Source organism: Pseudoalteromonas sp. SR41-8, assembly GCF_014163915.1.
Classification (GTDB): domain Bacteria; phylum Pseudomonadota; class Gammaproteobacteria; order Enterobacterales; family Alteromonadaceae; genus Pseudoalteromonas; species Pseudoalteromonas rhizosphaerae.
In genome coordinates this window covers 11,220-30,827 of record NZ_JACJEE010000002.1, presented here as the reverse complement: position 1 = coordinate 30,827, position 19,608 = coordinate 11,220, and the positions used below count along the sequence as shown (strand labels likewise).

Sequence of the window (19,608 nt, the reverse complement as noted above, 5' to 3'; positions counted from 1 at the left end):
TTTTGTTGATTGAAACTTTAGGCATATAATACGCCCCTTTATTTTACCCATAGTTCTAAAGGGGGCGTAATGTCGCATTCTGTTCAAGCCAAAGCTCAACATAGCTTATCTAAGTTACAAAAACGCTTACGTCGTCAAACCGGTCAAGCGGTGATGGACTTCAACATGATTGAAGAAGGCGACCGTATCATGGTGTGCCTCTCTGGTGGAAAAGACAGTTATACTCTACTTGACATGCTGCAGCATTTACAGCGTGTTGCACCTATTAAATTTGATTTGTTTGTTGTTAATCTTGACCAAAAGCAACCAGGCTTTCCTGAACATGTATTGCCAGCATATTTAGACACTCAGAATATTGAATACAAAATTGTTGAAGAAGACACCTACAGTATAGTGACTGATATTATTCCTGAAGGTAAAACAACCTGTTCGCTATGCTCACGCTTACGTCGCGGCATTTTATATCGTACCGCAAATGAAATGGGGGCCACTAAAATCGCCTTAGGTCATCATCGCGACGATATGATCGAAACCCTATTCTTAAATATGTTTTATGGTGGCAAACTGAAAAGCATGCCAGCTAAATTAATGAGCGATAACGGCGAGCACATGGTAATTCGTCCATTAGCCTACTGTAAAGAAACAGATATTGAACAATATGCTATCAGCCAAGCATACCCTATCATTCCATGTAATCTGTGTGGCTCACAAGAAAATCTGCAACGCAAACATACCAAAGCAATGCTTGCACAGTGGGATATTGAGCACCCTGGTCGTATTGAGAGTATTTTTACTGCAATGCAAAATGTTGTGCCTTCGCATCTAGCAGATAATGAGTTATTTGATTTCACCAACTTAAAAACCGGTGAAGTAATTGATGGCGGCGATATTGCGCTTGATAAACCAGACATACCAAAACAACCTGTACTTAACGATGATGAAACAGCTGATGTTGTGACAATTAATTTAAGTTAACAAATTAACTTAAAGAATAACAATGCCGCGTATATCGCGGCATTTTTGTTTTTCGTTGATAAAGTTAGTTACGGCATATCCATCAACGCTTGGCTTTGCTCATCGACCTTAACTTGATAGTTTTCATGTCTTAAACCAAGTAACTGCGGTAACGTTGCAGCAATACAAATTGACGATAATGTTCCCACAACAATTCCTACAAATAGTGCGATAGAAAACCCCTGTAACGGCGCACCAGCCAATAACCACACACTCGCCACTGTAGCAAGAGTAGTGCCTGAGGTGATCAAAGTACGGGTCAAAGTGCTCTTAATTGATTCATTGATCACCGTATTCACGCTAGCTTGTTGTGTTGTGGAATCTAAGCGCAGTAGCTCGCGTACCCTGTCCCCGACAATAATTGAATCATTTAATGAATAACCAATGATTGCCAGTAAACTCGCTAACACGGTTAAGTTAAAATCAAGCTGTAACCATGCAAATAAACCAACTACCACCACCACGTCATGCATTAAAGCCACAACCGATCCCAACGCTAAACGCCACTCAAAGCGTAGCGCTAAATAAACCATCACGGCAACCATTGCCGCAAATAATGCCAAACAGCCTTGTTCAAATAATTCATCGCCAACTTGAGAGCCTAAGTAAGAAGATGACAACACTTCAGCACCCAATGTCTCATCTTGCGTAAGCGTTGCTAACCAAGGCGATGTACTGGCTTGCTCTGCCTCTCTTAACTGAAAGTGCTGGCTAGATTGAGCGCTTAAGGTAAAGTCATCATGGTGATAATAACTAATTTTTTTCGCCAGCTCAGCCTCACTAATTGGCACTGCAGTGGTAAACTCCGTTAAATAGCCACCAGTAAAATCAAGGCCGAAATTCAATCCTTTTGTAGCAACCCCTATTACAGAGAGCAGCACTAGTAGGATAGATAAAACCAACCCCGATAAACGTAAGCGGGTTGTGGTGCTCATTTTTTCATTTGAATTGCTCATGCGCGAGCTCCTCGCTTATTTGCCAATTTTAAATACAAAGTCTGACTCAATGCCTTAGAAACATACACCCCGGTAAATACGCTAGTTATTAGCCCTAACGCCAGCGTAATTGCAAAGCCTTTGATTGGCCCATAGCCAATACCATATAAAATAATTGCCGTGATCATAGTGGTAATATTAGCATCAAAAATTGTCGCAAATGCTTGTTGGTAGCCCTGCTCTATCGCTTGATATGGTGCTCGGCCTTTACGGCGCTCTTCTTTGATCCGCTCAAAAATAATAACATTAGTATCAACAGCCATACCGATTGTCAGTACCAGCCCGGCTATGCCCGGTAAAGTTAGCACCACGCCAGGCAGCAGTGACATTAATCCTACTAAAGCTGTTAAATTCAATAATAAGGCAATATTTGCCACCAGCCCTAAACGGCGATACCACAGCGCCATAAAGGCTAATGTAATACCCATTCCCAACATTAAGGCCGCGAGCCCATTATGTATGTTATCTGCGCCCAAGCTTGGCCCAATGGTTTGTTCTTGTACGATTGTCACCGGCGCAGTTAATGAACCTGCACGTAATAGCAATGCTAAATCCTGCGCCGCTTGTGGGCTTTGCATATTAGTAATACTAAATTGGCTACTCAAATGTTGAGCTATATTGGCAACATTAATCACTTCACTTTTTTTAACTACTTCACCTTTGGTATTTTTATAATATTCAGAATACACCGTTGCCATTGGTTTACCGATATTACGTTTTGAAAATGCCGACATCGCCTCGCCACCTTGGCTATCAAGGCTAAGTTGCACTAGCGGCTTGCCCCATTCATCGCGTCCTGCATGGGCATTATTGATGTGTTGTCCCGAAAAAATAGCAATTGGGTCTAAATTGATCGAGCCACCATTTTGCAGGTTAAAGGTTTTTCCGCCGATTTCTTTAAGCTGATAAAAATCAAGCGACGCTGTTGCACCTATAATACGTTTTGCTTCACTTGGATCTTGTACACCGGGTAACTCAATACGAATACGTTGTTTACCTTGGCGCTGGGTAACTGCTTCAGTAATGCCTAATTCTTCAATACGGCCTCTTAAAGTGGTTAAGGTTTGACTCATTACTTCTTTATCAAACGCATTACTACCTTGTTCACTAAAACTAAATGCCACCGTTGTTAAATTACCCTGTGAATGCGCAGTTGCCATTAAACGCTCAAAACGCTTTAGTACATTCGCCTGTACTGCGGCTAAGTCACTTTTAGCAGCAGGCAACGCGTGTAATTCAAAACCATGGGCATTTTTTTGTACACGAACACCTCTGGCTTTTTCATCACGAATAATTGTTTTAGTTTGTTCATACGCACTATCAAGTTGCTCTTGTTGCGCTTTCACTAAATCAACATCTAATACAAATAACACACCACCATTAAGATCAAGACCTAATTTTATAGGTGCTAATCCTAAGCTTTGTAACCAATCGGGACTTGTTTGATGCGTGACTATTTTTGCATTCAACTGCGTAAATTCACTTTTTAACGCTTGTTGCGCTGCGGCACTTTTGGTTGGCTCTTGTAGTAACACATTTAATGAAAGGCTGTTTTGCGCCACTTGAATTGATTGCTCAACCAGAAACCCATGTTGATTTAAAAAATCAATAACAGATTTTTGCGAAGGAGTATTCGCTAGTAACTGCTGTGAATGTTGCTGGCTCTGCGTTGTACTCAGATGCAGCCACGATTTTGCTGGATATAAATTTGGTAAGGCACTGATAGCTAATAATACCAGCGCCAAAAACATCGCCATATAGCTTATTTTAAAACGCTGTAGCTGCGGTTTTTTTGATGAATTTTTTAACATATTGCTTCCTTTAAACCAATGCAAGCATCGGTTTCTCGCCTCATAGGCGCAGTAATTTATTTGCTTTAGTTGAATGACTAAAACATCGAAAAAATTAGTAGGAAGAGTTAACTGTAGTAAGTAAGTACTGCACGGTATTGTAAGTTGGCGTCTTTCCAACCACTAATCCGTGATTTTTTACCTTCGTAGGCTACAAACCAAGGTAATGTTATTGGCGGTTCAAGGGGTTGTAAGTAAAGTTGGCGCGCAAGGCTAGGTACAAAAAACTCAAATATTGCCACATAACTTGGCTCAACTTGGCTTTGATACAGAAATAGCGATGAATTACTCGCTGAAAAGCGTGGCTGTAAAGACTCAAACCCCGCGCCTTCTGTTTGTTGATCAGCCGCCGCAATTGGTACCTTCTTGGTAAAAGGGGTGATATCTGATACTGAAGTATCAAATACCTTCACCTCTAAAGCACTCAAATCAGATAACATCGCCGACTGAAAAAAAGCGGTAGGCTGGCTCACATTAGCCTCAGCGTTGCTCACAGCATTAGCCAGCACACTAAAAAGTGCAGTAAACAGCAGTAATACAGTAAGGACTAAGCGGAAACGGATCATTTTATTATCTAAATAGTAAGCTGGTATTATTAATGGGGAGTAATTGCCCTATTTCAATAGCTAATTTGCAATTGAACAAAAAAAACCGCAAGTAAAACTACTTACGGCCAAAAATCACAGTCGATAATTAAGCGACTTCAAGTGAGGACATGTCAATGACATAACGATGAGACAAGTCACCTTCTTTTAAGCGTTCAAAAGCCTGATTAATGTCTGCCATATTGATCATCTCTACTTCCGGTAAAATATTATGCAGCGCACAGAAATTAAGAATTTCTTGAGTTTGTGCAATACCACCAATCAAAGAGCCAGCCACGCGGCGACGCCCCAATAATAATGGCACCGAGTTTGATTCAGCCATCTCACCCACTTGTCCGACTAATACTTGAGTACCATCAATATCTAATAGGGGCATATAAGGGGTAAAGTCATGCTTAACTGGAATAGTATTAATGATCACATCAAACTGATTAGCGTATGCTTTCATGGCTTGTTCGTCTTTAGATACCAGTAAACCTTCAGCGCCATATTCCAACGCTTGCTGTTTTTTATCATCTGATCGACTAATAGCTGTCACATGGGCACCCATTGCCGCAGCGATTTTAATTGCCATATGGCCTAACCCACCTAAGCCAATAACGCCAACTCGGCTACCAGGCCCGACATTAAAAGTACGTAGCGGCGAATAAGTGGTAATACCCGCGCATAAAATTGGCGCACACTTAGCAAGATCAAGTGATTCTGGAACGTTTAAAACAAACTCTTCGCGCACTACAATGTGTTTAGCGTAACCACCTTTGGTTGATTCACCAGTGATACGATCTTTTCCTGAATAAGTTCCGACCATGCCTTCGCGACAAAATTGCTCTTCGCCTTTGTGGCATTGGTCACACTCAAGGCAGCTATCAACCATACAACCAACTGCCACATTATCGCCAACTTTGTATTTAGTCACTTTGCTGCCAACCTCAGTGACACGACCTACAATCTCATGTCCTGGTAAAATTGGGTAACTGGTGCCACCCCAATCATTATTTACGGTATGAAGATCTGAATGGCACACCCCGCAATATAAGATTTCAATCGCAACATCTTCATCGCGCAAATCGCGTCTTTCAAAATGAAATGGCTCTAATGGCGTATTAGCTTGATGTGCTGCGTATCCGATAGTTTTCATCTGCTTTCCCTTCTTTGTTAAAAACTGAGTTTAATTAACCACTCTAAAACATTGTCTTAAGCTGCCTAAACTGTACTATGTGCTGTTAGTAGTATAGCCCTAGATACAAACTGTTAAAGTTTATACCCTAGGCTACTAGAAAAAGTTTAATGCAGACTTAATAGAGTTAGAGAAAATATGCGCGGAATGGGTAAACAAGAAGCAATAAAACATCATGATGCGATGAATTTAAAGCAAAGCATTGTCACCTTGTGGCCTTACTTAGTTGCTTTTAAAGGCCGTGTAACACTTGCAACACTGGCATTGATCGCCGCAAAGGGTGCCACTTTATTGATGCCATGGGCGCTGAAAGAAATAATCGACAGTGTTGATCCAAGTTTACAAAATATAGTCATCGTACCCATAGCTTTACTGTTACTGTATGGCGGACTACGTTTTGCGAGTGTGTTTTTTGGTGAAGTACGTGATGCGTTGTTTGGTCGTGTAACTGAACATGCTATGCGCCATATTGGCCTAAAAGTATTTAATCACCTACACAGCCTTGAGTTGTCGTTTCATCTTGATAGGCAAACTGGCGGCATTAGCCGTGATATAGAGCGTGGCACCAGTGGCTTAAGCTTCTTAATGCGCTTTTTAATGTTCAATATTGTGCCAACTTTATTTGAAATAGCCGTAGTTGCGATTATTTTTGCAACTTTATTTTCGCCGTGGTTTGCCGTAGTTACCCTGCTTGCAGTGGCTTTATATATTACCTTCACGGTTGTTGTAACACAGTGGCGCAACCGCTTTATTCGCGAAGCAAACCAAGCCGACAATAATAGTAACAGCCGTGCTATTGACAGCTTACTTAATTATGAAACCGTTAAATATTTTAATAATGAAAAGCATGAAGCACAAACATATGATGGCTTTTTAGCTAGTTGGGAGCAAGCCCGGCTTAAAAACCGCTTATCGTTGCTTGCCCTTAATTCAGGTCAAGCCTTGATCATAGCAGCAGCGATCACCGCTTTAATGTGGCTTGCTAGTATTGAAGTGGTTAAAGGCACACTCTCTATTGGTGAGTTGGTAATGATCAACGCCTATATGATCCAATTATTTTTACCGCTCAATTTTTTAGGCTTTGTTTATCGAGAAATTCGCCGCGCCTTAACCGACCTTGAAAATATGCTCGGACTATTAACCCGTAAACCACTCATTTCAGATAAAGCAAATGCACAACAGCTCAATATACAACACGCTGATATAGAATTTAAAAACGTTAACTTTGGCTACCATCCATCAAGACCTATCATTAAGCAGCTTAGTTTTTCTATTAAAGCAGGCAGCAAAGTCGCGGTGGTGGGCGCCAGCGGTGCAGGAAAAAGCACCCTAGCCCGTTTACTGTATCGCTTTTATGATATTGACAGCGGTGAAATACATATTGATGGTCAACAACTTACTAGCGTCACACTCAACAGCTTGCGACAAGCGATTGCCATTGTGCCACAAGATACTGTGTTATTTAATACCAGCATTCGCGACAACATTGCTTATGGCCGTCCAGATGCTACAGCACAAGACATTGATAATGCTATTAATATGGCGCATTTACGCAGCTTTATTGATAGTTTAGATAAAGGTGATCAAACCCTCGTTGGTGAACGAGGTTTAAAAGTTTCAGGCGGTGAAAAACAACGCATTGCCATAGCCCGAGCCATTTTAAAACGCTCCCCTATTATCATTTTTGACGAAGCAACCTCAGCGCTAGACTCTCATTCCGAGCAAGCAATATTAAAAGCCATGTCTGCACTAGCCTCTAATCATACCAGTTTAGTTATTGCCCATCGCTTATCAACAATAACAGATGCAGATACGATTATTGTGCTCAAAGAGGGCCAGTTGATCGAGCAAGGCAAACATGATGAGTTACTTAAATTCAATGGTGAATATGCGCGCATGTGGGAACTTCAACAAAAAACAGCATAAACATGGAGACTCATCTTCGGCGCGGGATACACACTGTATGCCGCGTAGTTTGTTGTTTCACCTAACTGAGAAGTAATTCACCTCAAAAGTTTGTCTGTTTTTAGGTTATCAATAACAATCTGAGTTAGAAAACGTGCAATAAAAATAATTAAATTACATTCAGGGGAAGTCCAATGAAAAAAACACTTATTGCAGCAACACTTGCTGCCACATTTCTGACCGGCTGTTCAGAGCCTAAAACAACACAAGCGCAACAGCCTAGTACCGAAACCCAGACAGCAAAAGCTGAATTAGGTAGCTTTGGGGTAGATTTAACAGCCCGCAATGAAGCCATAAAACCAGGTGATGACTTTTTCATGTACGCCAGTGGCACATGGTATGACAACTACGTTATGCCTGCCGATAAAACTCGCTACGGTGCATTTGCAGGATTGGCAGAACGTAGCGAAGAGCGTGTTAAGGCAATTATTGAAGAGATCGCAGCCCGTAAAGATTTAAATACTGAAGAAAAGTTAGTTGCCGATTTCTATAACGCATATATGGATACCGATACCCTTAATAAGCTTGGTGTGTCACCAATTAAACCACTACTAACGGAAATTAGTAACGTTTCATCAATCGATGATCTAACCAAATTATTTGGCCAATCGTGGTTAACGGGCGTTAACTCGCCTATTGGTGGTGGCATGTGGTTTAACCGCTTAGACCCAAATAAATATGAAATGTCATTAGGCGCTGGCGGCTTAGGTTTACCAGATCGTTCTTACTACCTTGAAGATTCTGAACGTTTTGTTAAAACTCGTACTGCTTATGTAGCCCATATCGCCGACATGCTTAAATTTGCAGGTGTTGACAATACAACTGAACGTGCTGAGGCAATTTTAGCCCTTGAAACCAAAATAGCACAAGGCCACTGGCCACGAGAAAAACGTCGTAACCGCGACCTTACCCTAAATCAAATCGAACGCAGCGAGCTGAGCTCTAGCTACCCTGATTTTAATTGGGATCTGTATTTTGAACAAACAGGATACCAAGTACCACAGTTAAATGTATCGCAACCAGAGCCGGTCAAAGCAATGATTGCATTGATCAATCAAGAAGATGTTACTGTATGGAAAGATTACTTAACCTATCACGCACTAAGCTCTAATGCAGAACTACTGTCTGAAGATGTATTCAATACTAACTTCGCATTTTACGGAAAAGAGCTAAATGGCCAGCAAGAGCCACGCCCACGCTGGAAACGCGCTATCAGCCAAATGTCGAGCACTGATTCATTAGGTTTTGCCATTGGTAAAGTGTATGTAGCACGCTACTTCCCTGAATCATCAAAACAACAAATGTCAGCATTGGTAGAAAACCTGCGAACGGCTCTGGGCGAACGTATTGACAACCTAGACTGGATGGGCGCAGAAACGAAAGTAAATGCCCGCGCTAAACTCGCTGCGTTTGTGCCTAAAATTGGCTATCCCGATGTATGGCAATCATTTGATGGTTTAAGCATAAGTAGCAATGATTTGATGGGCAACATCAAAAATACCCGCGAGTTTTTCCGAGCTGAAAGCGCTGCAAAAGAATTGCAAAAAACCGACCGTAACCGCTGGGGCATGACACCACAACGTGTTAACGCTTACTACAACAGTTCGTTTAACGAAATTGTATTCCCTGCAGCAATTCTACAACCACCATTTTTCGATCCTAATGCCGATCCGGCAGTAAACTATGGTGGCATTGGTGCCGTGATTGGTCATGAAATGGGCCATGGTTTTGACGATCAAGGCTCTAAATCAGATGCTAACGGCGTACAACGTAACTGGTGGACGGATGCCGATCGTGCTGCATTTGATGCCAAAGCCGACCAACTTGCTGCACAATACAGTCAATACGAGCCAATCCCTGGTAACTTCGTTAATGGTCGTAATAGCTTAGGTGAAAACATCGGTGACGTGGGTGGGTTAGCAATGGCTTATCACGCTTACAAACTCAGCCTAAACGGTAAAGAAGCGCCTATTATTGACGGCCTTACGGGCGATCAACGGTTCTTCCTAGCCTGGGCACAAGTATGGAAAGAAAAACGCACTGAGCAAAGCATGTTAAACCAGCTTCGTGGTGGCACACATGCACCCGGTCGCTTTAGAGCACAAGCACCACGTAACCACGATGCATGGTACAAAGCATTCAATGTACAACCGGGTGATGCCTTGTATTTACCAGAAAATCAACGCGTACGTATTTGGTAATAACCCGATACATTTCGATTGAAAATATAACCCGCAACTGCGGGTTATATTTTTTGTGCTGCTTGCTCACTCAAAGCAACTTTAATTCCCACTGAATTCTGTATTTCCAAGCGAGTTGGGTATAGAATACGGCACTACAAAATTTATACTTTTAAAAACATATTTAAGGCGAAACGCAGATGGGAAGAGCTTACCAAAACAAAAAAGATTCAATGGCTAAGACTGCGGGTGCTAAAACTAAAGTTTACTCAAAGTACGGTAAAGAAATTTATATTTGCGCAAAAAATGGTGGTATTGATCCCGATGGCAACCTATCGCTACGTCGTTTAATTGAACGCGCTAAAAAAGACCAAGTGCCAGCACACGTAATTGACCGCGCAATTGATAAAGCCAAAGGCGGCGGCGGTGAAGACTACTCAGCAACTCGTTACGAAGGCTATGGCCCTGGTAACTGCATGATCATTGTTGATTGCTTAACTGACAACAACAAACGTACCTTTGCTGATGTACGTGTATGTTTTACTAAAGCAAACGCTAAAATTGGTGCACAAAACTCGGTATCTCACCTATTTGATCATTTGGCTATTTTTGTATTTGATGGCGATGATGACGAAGCCGTGCTTGAAGCACTAATGATGGCTGACGTTGATGTTACTGACGTAGAAGTTGAAGCCGGCAAAGTCACTGTTTTTGCTCCGCATACTGAGTACAACAACACCCGTACCGCACTTGAAGAAATGGGCGTTACTGAGTTTGATGAAGATTTGATCTCTTTTGTGCCGCAAGTTGAAGCACCAATTGCAGGCGAAGACGTAGAAGTAATGGAACGCTTTTTAGCGATGCTTGAAGATTGTGACGACGTACAAAACGTGTATCACAACGCACAATTTTAATTTTATTGACTAAAATTATGACTAAGGCCAACTTGATTGGCCTTTTTATTTTCTTATTGTTAAACCCCTAAATAAATGGATTTGTATTTTGAATACCGTTGAACAGCTTCGTAGTGGTAAATTAGCTGGCACTAAACGTTTACAGCTAGTTGAAGAGCTAACCACATTCCCAGACGAAATTTTTACCCTTGCAGATACCCTCGAAGTACTCGATTTATCAAATAATAACTTATCTGATTTGCCCGACGAATTTGCTAGTTTAACTAAATTAAAGCGGGTGTTTTTATCATTCAATCAGTTCCAGCATATTCCTGCTGTATTGGCAAAATGCCCTTCCCTTATTATGATTGCATTTAAAGGCAATAAAATCAGTGAATTTGCCGAGCATAGTTTGCCGCTTTCGACACAATGGTTAATTTTAACTGACAACCATATTGAACAATTGCCAGACTCTTTTGGTGAACTTACGCAACTGCGTAAACTTGCCCTTGCTGGTAATCGACTAACGACTTTGCCACACAGCATGCAGCAGTGCCAAGCGCTTGAACTCGTGCGTTTATCTGCGAATAACTTAACTGATGTTAATGACTGGCTGTTTGAATTACCAAAACTCAGTTGGCTGGCTTTTGCAGGCAATGACTTTAATAAAGCACAAACTTTACAACAAGTTCAATTAGCAGCCATACAACTAAACGAGTTTTCACTTGTTGAAAAAATTGGTGAAGGTGCGTCTGGGATTATTCACTTAGCACAGTGGCAGCACAATAATGTGGCGTTAAAACTGTTTAAAGGCGCGATCACCAGTGATGGCTATCCACTTGATGAAGTAAACTGTTGCTTGCAAGCGGGCGAACATAAAAACCTAATAAACGTTCTCGCCTATATCGATAACCCAGAGCAACTTGGTCTGGTTATGGAGCTTATCAGCAAGGACTATCAAAACCTCGGCTTACCGCCGTCACTTGATACTTGCACCCGCGATACCTTTTTTGAGCATACACAGTTTACTGCTCACGCCATTAAACACATAGCTAAGCAAATGGTCAGCACCCTTGCCCACTTACATATCAACAACGTAAGTCATGGCGATGTATATGCGCACAACACCATGATAAACGATGAATACACAGTATTGTTTGGTGACTTTGGCGCAGCAACTAACTTAGACTCTCTGACCGACTATCAGCGCCAACAAATGCAGCGTATTGAAGTCAGAGCGATTGGCTGCTTAATTGATGATTTACTGAGCGTGTGTTCTGAAGTTACGAGCGATGCAACACAGCTAAGAAAACTTGCTCAACAATGTATGAATGCAGATATGAGCCAACGACCAACTCTTAAAGCACTAATAGAAAAACTATAACTTTTATGCGCGACTCTACCTCTGAGTCGTGCTTTACCGCCTTGCTTTGCTACATAGCTATAAAATAAAACTGAATATAAATAAGCCTTGGTCTACTTATATGGCTTTCGTGTCTGGTATGCTTTTATAATATCAGTAACTTTACTGAGCTTTGGTCAAACTAATTCACCCAAAGCTCAGTTGGTTAATAAAATAGCGTTAATCAAGCGTTATTGTAATGACTTCGTTGGCAAATTCGCTATACACCACAAGGTGTTTTTCAGAAATAGTCTCAAAATGAAAGTCTTTCATTGAATAACTTTCCCATGACACATCAGCTTTGATCAAATACTCTTTATCCGCTGATAGGGCCCACAGTTGCCCCGTAGATTGATTAGATGACGCATCACCTACATAAACCAATAAATAGCCTTGTTCACTCACAATAGGAGTTATTTTTTTAGTATTACTTCGTGCATAACTCGCAATTGTGCGCCATGTTTCATTATAAACTCTGATCGGTTGAGTGGTATTTAACCGTGATTGCAACTGCAATTCTGACTGCTCTGTACCAGCCTTACGTAAATATTTAAGCACGGCATATTTTATCGATGCTGTCTCAACAAAATCACCCGCTAGTAAAGTATCTAAGTCGCCGCCAATCCAATCAGGAGTTATTTGTCTTAACGCGGTTAAATCGAATGCAGTACTTGTCTCTACTTGTTCTCGTGTGAATTTAAACTGTTCAATGCCACTGTCTTGGTTTGTAAATAAGAACTGGTTATTACCATTTTGCCAAATAGTAGCATTGCGTACATTATTCAATGAAAACACAGCGTCATCGCGCGCACTTGGTATAACGTCCATTACATTTATAAGCAACTGCTCATCAGTACCAAAACCTAGACCAAATGTGATGTCATCATATTCAAAAAATGGTGTATGACTAAATGTACTGATCTGCTTACTCAATACAGTTCTCCCTCGGATCTGAGCATTTATGATCTGTATATACGATTTTGATGAAACCTCATTATTATCTTCAAGCGCTAGATAAAGGTCTTGATTATTTGCAATAAATTCACTTTTCAAAACCCCATCGTTGATTAGGTTAGATACTGCTTTCCATTTACCACTTTGCCAACTATAAACACCATCAGGAAAAGACGTTAACGCAAATAGTTTACCGCCTGAAATAGCTAGACTTGAAGCGTTAATATCATGGATTTTATAATTACCTAATTGGCCATTATCAAAAGAAGCAGAGTGTAATTTGTATTGCGTAGAGGCGCCTTCAGTAATAAACCAAACTTGCTCATCAAACCATAAATATTCAGATTCAATTAACCGCTCTTTGTCGGGGTTATCAAACAATAATTGCTTTTCTTGTTCACTAAACACCAAATACAATTTACGTTTTTCATACACCACAGTATAAGGACGGCAAGCTACTTTAAACTTAAGATTAGAGGAGTCATCAACTTCACAAATCTGTGGCCCGCCAAGCGCTGTAATTTCAGGCTCAATCATTGTAAGTGGTGGAACCGAGACTGGAGAGTCTTTTAACTGAATACTTTGCTCGCCATAACGAATAGTTACAGGGTATGAATAAGGGGTTGTTTGTGCAAAACTCGCCTGAGAAGATACACATTTAACAGCAAGGCTATAATTCAACGTTGTTGTATTGCTCAGCTGTGTGTCGCACGTGATACTTTCTGGTATAGCTAATAAGGTTGGTTGTACAAATGTTTTTGACGTTGCGCTCAGTTCAATAACCTTGTCTGCAGTAAGCTTAGCTTTGTTATCCATCCATGACACTTCAAGTCCTGCGGCAACACCATTGGCTGTTATTTTGAGCGAAAACGTTTGCTCTGAAATAGCAGGTGGCTTTGTGTCTTGACTGTCTCCAGAAGAGCCACCGCATCCACTTGCGGCTAAAATAGATAAGCTCACTAAAAATGATTTAAATTGCAAAATAGAATCCTTGTGTTTAATTAGTTTCAAAAAAGTCGCTAGTAATACATATTCCTTCAGTTATCAATTATTACTACCAGTACCTTTTTTAGCAATATATTTTTTGGTTATTATCTGTCCATACCAATACTCGATAAAATATGACTACTATCGAAAACACTAAATTGAAAGGATTCCCATATCGCGACTATTTTTGCTTTTTAAACGGAAACAGCTGCTGTTTTAACATCCCAGTTGGTACATAGTCCCCGACTACGCCATAAGCTTCTGGCCATTCTTGTTGGCCTTTTACGGCTGTGCCAAAAACATAATCTAACAATGAAAAGTGCGCAGCATAATTACGGTCAATGGCCGCTTTATCTGAAGAGTGATGCCAATGATGAAACTGTGGCGTAACCAATAAATATTTCAACCAACCAAATTTCACCCGTACATTGGCATGGTTAAATACCGCCTGAAAACCCACGATTATCACATATAAGCTAATCACTTGTTGCGAAAAACCCAGCACGAAAATAGGCGTAAGTACTAAACTGCGCGTCACTAAAATCTCTAAAATGTGCTGGCGAGAGCCTGCAAGCCAGTCCATTTCTTTTGCACTGTGATGAATACCATGAAAACGCCATAAATAAGGCACTTCATGATAAGCGCGGTGTACAAAGTACTGCATCAAATCAGCGACTAAAATAATTAACAGCACTTGCAATATAAAAGGTAATTGACTGATGTAGCCCTGCACAGTGCTTGACACTGCCCAACCAAAACCATAGTGCACAAAGTGATTAGTCACTAATAACACAAACCCAATAATCAAATGGTTAACAAAAAAGTGGTTTAGATCACCGCGCCATTCACTACGTAATATCTTTTGTTCTTTGCGGTGCGGTAACAGCTTTTCAATGAGAATAAATATTAAGGTTGAACCCAATAAATCTAATATAAACCAGTCTAGGCCTATATAGGGTGTGTTATCAGCAAAATCATTCACCTCAACATTAGGGCCGCCAAACGCAATGGCCAGCACAATAAAAAACCACGCAGTTGCACCTAAACGTTTATTTTTGTTACGTACAAAGTTAAGTAATCCCAAACTACCGGCCACGATAAGCGCACCAAACATCAGTTGACGTAAAAATTCTACACTGTAGCTCTTTCTCAGTTCCGGTGTGGTTAAATATTCTGGAAAATGAAAGGCGAGCACGCCTAAACAAGACAGCATCGCTAAAAAGCAGCCGATATAACCGCTAATATTACCTTCACCTATTTGTAGGTGGTTAGTACGGAACAGGTGAGTTTTTAGAGTATTTTTCATTAGTAATTCCTTTTATACCAATCGTGTTAAGTTACTGACCATTTATAGCGACAGATAAATACAGTGATAACAAGGCGTAAATTTTGACATGTAGTTGTTCTACATGAAAATCATAACGCAGTTAGCGCTTTATTTAGCTCGCTAGAATGGTTAAATATTTAAGTCGATTGGTATTAAAACAGCTCGCAGAATACCATATCTACAGCCCAGCGCTAGACACAAAAAAGCCGCGATAGTCGCGGCTTGGTTGGATAAAGCTAAATTTTTACGTAGTACTTATTACAAGTACTGACCTAACGCTTTAACTTGGTCTAACATACGGTTTGAGAAACCCCATTCGTTATCGTACCAAGCCATCACTTTAACTAGTTTGCCATCAGCTTTCGTTTGCGTAGAATCAAAAATTGACGACGCAGGGTTGTGATTAAAGTCGATAGAAACAAGCGGTAGCTCGTTGTATTGTAAAATATCTTTCATCGACCCAACAGATGCTGCTTTCATAATTTCATTGATTTCTGTAGCAGTTGTTTCACGCTTAGTAATAAACGTAAAATCAACCAGTGATACATTAATTGTAGGTACACGTACTGACATACCATCAAGTTTACCAGCAAGCTCAGGTAACACTAAACCAACTGCTTTAGCAGCACCGGTTTTAGTTGGGATCATTGACTGTGTTGCACTACGTGCACGATACAGATCAGGATGATAAACATCTGACAAGTTTTGGTCATTAGTGTAAGCATGGATTGTCGTCATGCTACCTTGCTCAATACCGACTGTATCGTTAATTGCTTTGGCAATTGGTGCTAAACAGTTAGTTGTACATGAAGCATTAGAAATAATGTTGCTATCTGCAGTGATCACATCACTGTTTACACCGTGAACAACAGTTGCATCTAAATCAGTACCAGGGGCTGAAACGATTACTTTTTTCGCGCCCGCTGTAATATGTTTTGCAGCATCTTCACGCTTAGTGAAAAAACCCGTACATTCTAAAACGATATCAACGTTTAATGCTTTCCATGGTAGGTTAGCTGGATCGCGTTCTTGGGTAAGAGTAATAACGTCGTCGCCAATCAGCATGGTGTTATCAGCAAGCGTTACTTTATGAGAAAATTGCCCATGCACTGAATCATATTGTGTTAAATGTGCATTAACATTAGCGGGTGCTAAGTCGTTAATTGCGACAATTTTAATTTCATTATTTTGTGCAGACTCATAAAGCGCGCGTAGAACATTGCGACCGATACGGCCATAGCCATTAATTGCTACATTAATCATTTCAAAACTCCACTTAAATTATTTAACTTCACTTGCTTGGCGAGCAAGCGCTTCAATGGCTTGCCAGTCTTTATTTTCAATTAGTTGTTTATCTAGCATCCAGGTACCACCAACACAAATAACATTGCTAAGTGCTAAGTAACTTGGTGCTGTTGCTAGGCTAATGCCACCGGTTGGACAAAATGTTACTTGTGGTAATGGCCCACCAATCGATTTAAGCATTGCTGTTCCACCTGCAGCTTCTGCTGGAAAGAACTTTAAAAACTTAAATCCGTGACTGGCTAATTTCATCACTTCACTTGGCGTTGCGGCGCCCGGTAGAAATGGAATATCAGTGCCTTTTGCCAGTGCTAAAAGTTCATCATTTACGCCTGGGCTCACCATAAAATCAGCACCTGCGGCAACTGATGCATCAAAGCTTGCTTTATCTACCACAGTCCCGGTGCCAACATAGGCTTCTGGTACTTCGGCTTTCATTAGCTTTACAGCTTCTGCAGCAATCGGTGTACGCAGTGTAATTTCAAGTGCTTTTAGACCGCCGTTATATAGCGCTCTTGCTAGTGGCGCTGCATCTTCTAAATTATCAATTACCACCACTGGCACTACCGGTGCCGATGATAATATTTTTTCTATGCTCATAGTGTGTTCCTCATACCCAGTTTGGCGAATTATTATTCTATTCCAAAGGCGCTAGCGCCCATGTCTGCGCTACTTACGATATTTCTAAATCCGGTGAACAACTCTCGGCCCGTACCAAACGTTAAGCTAGGTACGCTAAGTTGTAATTCACGTTGTGCTAATTCTTCATCACTTACATGTACTTTTAAGATACCTGCTGGTGCATCAAGAGTAATTAAATCACCTTCCTGAATCTTAGCAATAATGCCGCCTTCAACAGCCTCTGGTGCTAAGTGGATTGCCGCTGGCACTTTACCTGATGCGCCTGACATACGACCATCAGTTACGATCGCTACTTTGTAACCTTCATCTTGCAAGGTTGCCATTACTGGCGTGAGCTTATGCAGCTCTGGCATGCCTTTGGCTTTTGGACCTTGCTCTTTCAGTACAGCAATAAAGTCTTGGTTTAGCTCACCGCGTGTATAGGCTTCTTGTAATGCACTTTGTGAAGCAAAAACTTTTGCTGGTGCTGTAACAACTTGATGTTCAACTGCAACCGCAGACACTTTGATCACGGCTTTACCTAAGTTACCAGTTAGTAACTGTAAGCCACCTTGTTTACTGAATGGGTTGTCAATTGGACGAAGTACATCTTCGTCTAATGAATTCTCTGGACACGGTACCCATTTAACTTTGCTTGGGCCTGTTGCGCTCGTCATGATCAGGTTACTGTCAGTATCTAAACGTGGTTCTTGGGTATACGCCTCGAGACCTTCGCCAACAATGGTTTTAACGTCATTGTGCAAGAACCCTGCACCAACGAGTTCTCTCATAAGGAAACCCATGCCGCCGGCTGCTTGGAAATGATTTACATCAGCAGAACCATTTGGATAAATACGTGTTAGCAGTGGCACCACTTCTGATAAATCCGACATATCTTTCCATGTCAGCTCAACGCCTGCCGCTTTGGCAATTGCCACTAAGTGAATTGCATGATTCGTAGAGCCACCCGTTGCTAACAAACCAACTAAACCATTAATAATGGTTTTTTCAGTTACAACATCCGCTAAGCAATTAGCATCTTTACTTTGAATCAATTGTTTAAGCATGGTTTCTACCGCATTACCGGTTAAACCATCACGCAACTCTGTATATGGATTGATGAACGAGCTACCAGGAAGGTGCAAGCCCATAATTTCCATCAACATTTGGTTACTGTTTGCAGTACCGTAAAACGTACAAGTACCCGCGCTGTGATAAGACGCACTCTCCGCTTCTAAAAGCTCATCACGGCTTACTAAGCCTTGAGCAAACTTTTGACGAATACGGGCTTTTTCTTTATTTGGAATGCCTGACTGCATCGGGCCTGCTGGCAAAAAGTACACCGGTAGATGACCAAATGATAAAGCACCAATTAATAGACCAGGGACAATTTTGTCACACACACCTAAGCAAAATACGCCATCAAACACATCGTGTGATAATGAAATAGCTGTCGACATCGCAATTACATCACGAGAAAAAAGTGATAACTCCATGCCATCACGGCCCTGAGTTACGCCATCACACATGGCTGGCACGCCGCCTGCAACTTGAGCTGTGGCATCGTACTTTGTAGCAATGTCTTTAATTAAATCTGGATAATCTTTGTATGGCACGTGCGCAGATAGCATATCGTTATATGAATTGATAATCGCTAAGTTTGGTTGCTCATCAGCTTTTAAACGTGCTTTATCATCACTGCTACACGCAGCCATAACATGGGCGATATTGCCACAACCTAAACCAGAACGAACTCTTGTTTGTTTTTTTGCATGATTGATGCGTTCTAAATAGGCTTGGCGAGTAGCTTTACTGCGTTCAATGACGCGTTCGGTGACTTCTTGAATACGAGGATGTAACATAAAATTCGACTCATCTCTAAGGTTAGAGGATAAAGGCTCAGTGGCAAGTGCATACTCCACGAATGAACTTGCACTGAGCATCTTTGATTTACCCGTTCAAAGGTATACGTTGGCAGGTTGTCTCTCACAATCAACCTGACACCGGTGTCACTGTATTAACGCATGACTGTGACACCGGTGTCAACCCTATCCTATAAATTTAGTTTAAATATTTTAAATGACCAAATAATGAACGAAAATAATTTTTCATAAGGGGATCTAGCTTGGTCGCTAAATTGTGTTGCTGGAGTGCTAGAAAATGTGAGGAGTTTTTACTTTAATTTATTGATTATAATATCTTTTTATAATCGAAATGATATCAATCGTAAGTACCTATGAGCGGATAATAAAACCCAGATATCAACAACATGCAGACTACTTTGTTAAGCAAAAAAATGCCCGAGTAAGCGTCACTCAAACTCGGGCAACTGTGAA

At 41.0% G+C, this 19,608-nt stretch carries 14 protein-coding genes; 5 read left to right on the top strand and 9 right to left on the bottom strand.

Going from position 1 to position 19,608, the window contains the following annotated elements:
- Positions 1-69: 69 nt before the first annotated feature.
- On the top strand, positions 70-975 hold the full coding sequence (ttcA, locus tag H5162_RS01735; protein ID WP_145233494.1) for a tRNA 2-thiocytidine(32) synthetase TtcA: 906 nt from the start codon (positions 70-72) through the stop codon (positions 973-975).
- A gap of 68 nt (positions 976-1,043) precedes the next feature.
- On the opposite strand, the gene secF is transcribed toward ttcA, so the two are convergent.
- The 4 genes from secF to H5162_RS01715 all read right to left on the bottom strand — a co-directional run bounded on the left by secF (position 1,044) and on the right by H5162_RS01715 (position 5,602).
- A complete protein-coding gene (gene secF, locus H5162_RS01730) occupies positions 1,044-1,970 on the bottom strand; it encodes a protein translocase subunit SecF (protein ID WP_145233492.1) in 927 nt (308 codons plus the stop codon).
- Entirely contained in the window at positions 1,967-3,820 is a 1,854-nt protein-coding gene (gene secD, locus H5162_RS01725) for a protein translocase subunit SecD (RefSeq protein WP_182777486.1), read from the bottom strand. The genes secF and secD overlap by 4 nt, the downstream gene beginning before the upstream one ends.
- A gap of 107 nt (positions 3,821-3,927) precedes the next feature.
- Positions 3,928-4,425 carry a hypothetical protein gene (locus H5162_RS01720; protein ID WP_182777484.1) on the bottom strand — a complete coding sequence of 166 codons (498 nt, stop codon included), beginning with the start codon at positions 4,423-4,425 and terminating at the stop codon, positions 3,928-3,930.
- A 127-nt stretch (positions 4,426-4,552) separates the two neighbouring features.
- Positions 4,553-5,602, bottom strand: a complete 1,050-nt coding sequence (locus H5162_RS01715) for an NAD(P)-dependent alcohol dehydrogenase (RefSeq protein ID WP_145233486.1) — start codon at positions 5,600-5,602, stop codon at positions 4,553-4,555.
- Positions 5,603-5,824: 222 nt separating this feature from the next.
- On the opposite strand from H5162_RS01715, the gene H5162_RS01710 reads away from it, so the two are divergent.
- From H5162_RS01710 to H5162_RS01695, 4 genes are all read left to right on the top strand, one after another.
- Positions 5,825-7,567, top strand: a complete 1,743-nt coding sequence (locus H5162_RS01710) for an ABC transporter ATP-binding protein/permease (RefSeq protein ID WP_145234073.1) — start codon at positions 5,825-5,827, stop codon at positions 7,565-7,567.
- Positions 7,568-7,740: 173 nt separating this feature from the next.
- A complete protein-coding gene (locus tag H5162_RS01705) occupies positions 7,741-9,807 on the top strand; it encodes a M13 family metallopeptidase (protein WP_182777482.1) in 2,067 nt (688 codons plus the stop codon).
- A gap of 179 nt (positions 9,808-9,986) precedes the next feature.
- Positions 9,987-10,700: a YebC/PmpR family DNA-binding transcriptional regulator gene (locus H5162_RS01700; RefSeq protein ID WP_145233481.1), complete on the top strand. Its 714-nt coding sequence runs from the start codon at positions 9,987-9,989 to the stop codon at positions 10,698-10,700.
- Between the two features lie 88 nt (positions 10,701-10,788).
- Entirely contained in the window at positions 10,789-12,063 is a 1,275-nt protein-coding gene (locus H5162_RS01695) for a leucine-rich repeat-containing protein kinase family protein (RefSeq protein WP_182777480.1), read from the top strand.
- Positions 12,064-12,261: 198 nt separating this feature from the next.
- Here H5162_RS01695 and H5162_RS01690 read toward each other — a convergent pair whose 3' ends face one another.
- From H5162_RS01690 to edd, 5 genes are all read right to left on the bottom strand, one after another.
- Complete coding sequence (locus tag H5162_RS01690) at positions 12,262-14,016, bottom strand: hypothetical protein (protein WP_182777478.1); 1,755 nt, start codon at positions 14,014-14,016, stop codon at positions 12,262-12,264.
- Between the two features lie 187 nt (positions 14,017-14,203).
- The gene (locus tag H5162_RS01685; RefSeq protein WP_182760035.1) at positions 14,204-15,328 is read right to left on the bottom strand and encodes a sterol desaturase family protein; all 1,125 of its coding nucleotides are present in this window, start codon (positions 15,326-15,328) and stop codon (positions 14,204-14,206) included.
- 279 nt (positions 15,329-15,607) lie between these two features.
- The gene (gap, locus tag H5162_RS01680; protein WP_145233472.1) at positions 15,608-16,612 is read right to left on the bottom strand and encodes a type I glyceraldehyde-3-phosphate dehydrogenase; all 1,005 of its coding nucleotides are present in this window, start codon (positions 16,610-16,612) and stop codon (positions 15,608-15,610) included.
- An 18-nt stretch (positions 16,613-16,630) separates the two neighbouring features.
- Positions 16,631-17,251 carry a bifunctional 4-hydroxy-2-oxoglutarate aldolase/2-dehydro-3-deoxy-phosphogluconate aldolase gene (gene eda / locus H5162_RS01675; RefSeq protein ID WP_145233470.1) on the bottom strand — a complete coding sequence of 207 codons (621 nt, stop codon included), beginning with the start codon at positions 17,249-17,251 and terminating at the stop codon, positions 16,631-16,633.
- Between the two features lie 32 nt (positions 17,252-17,283).
- Positions 17,284-19,134, bottom strand: a complete 1,851-nt coding sequence (gene edd / locus H5162_RS01670) for a phosphogluconate dehydratase (RefSeq protein ID WP_145233468.1) — start codon at positions 19,132-19,134, stop codon at positions 17,284-17,286.
- Positions 19,135-19,608: the final 474 nt, after the last annotated feature.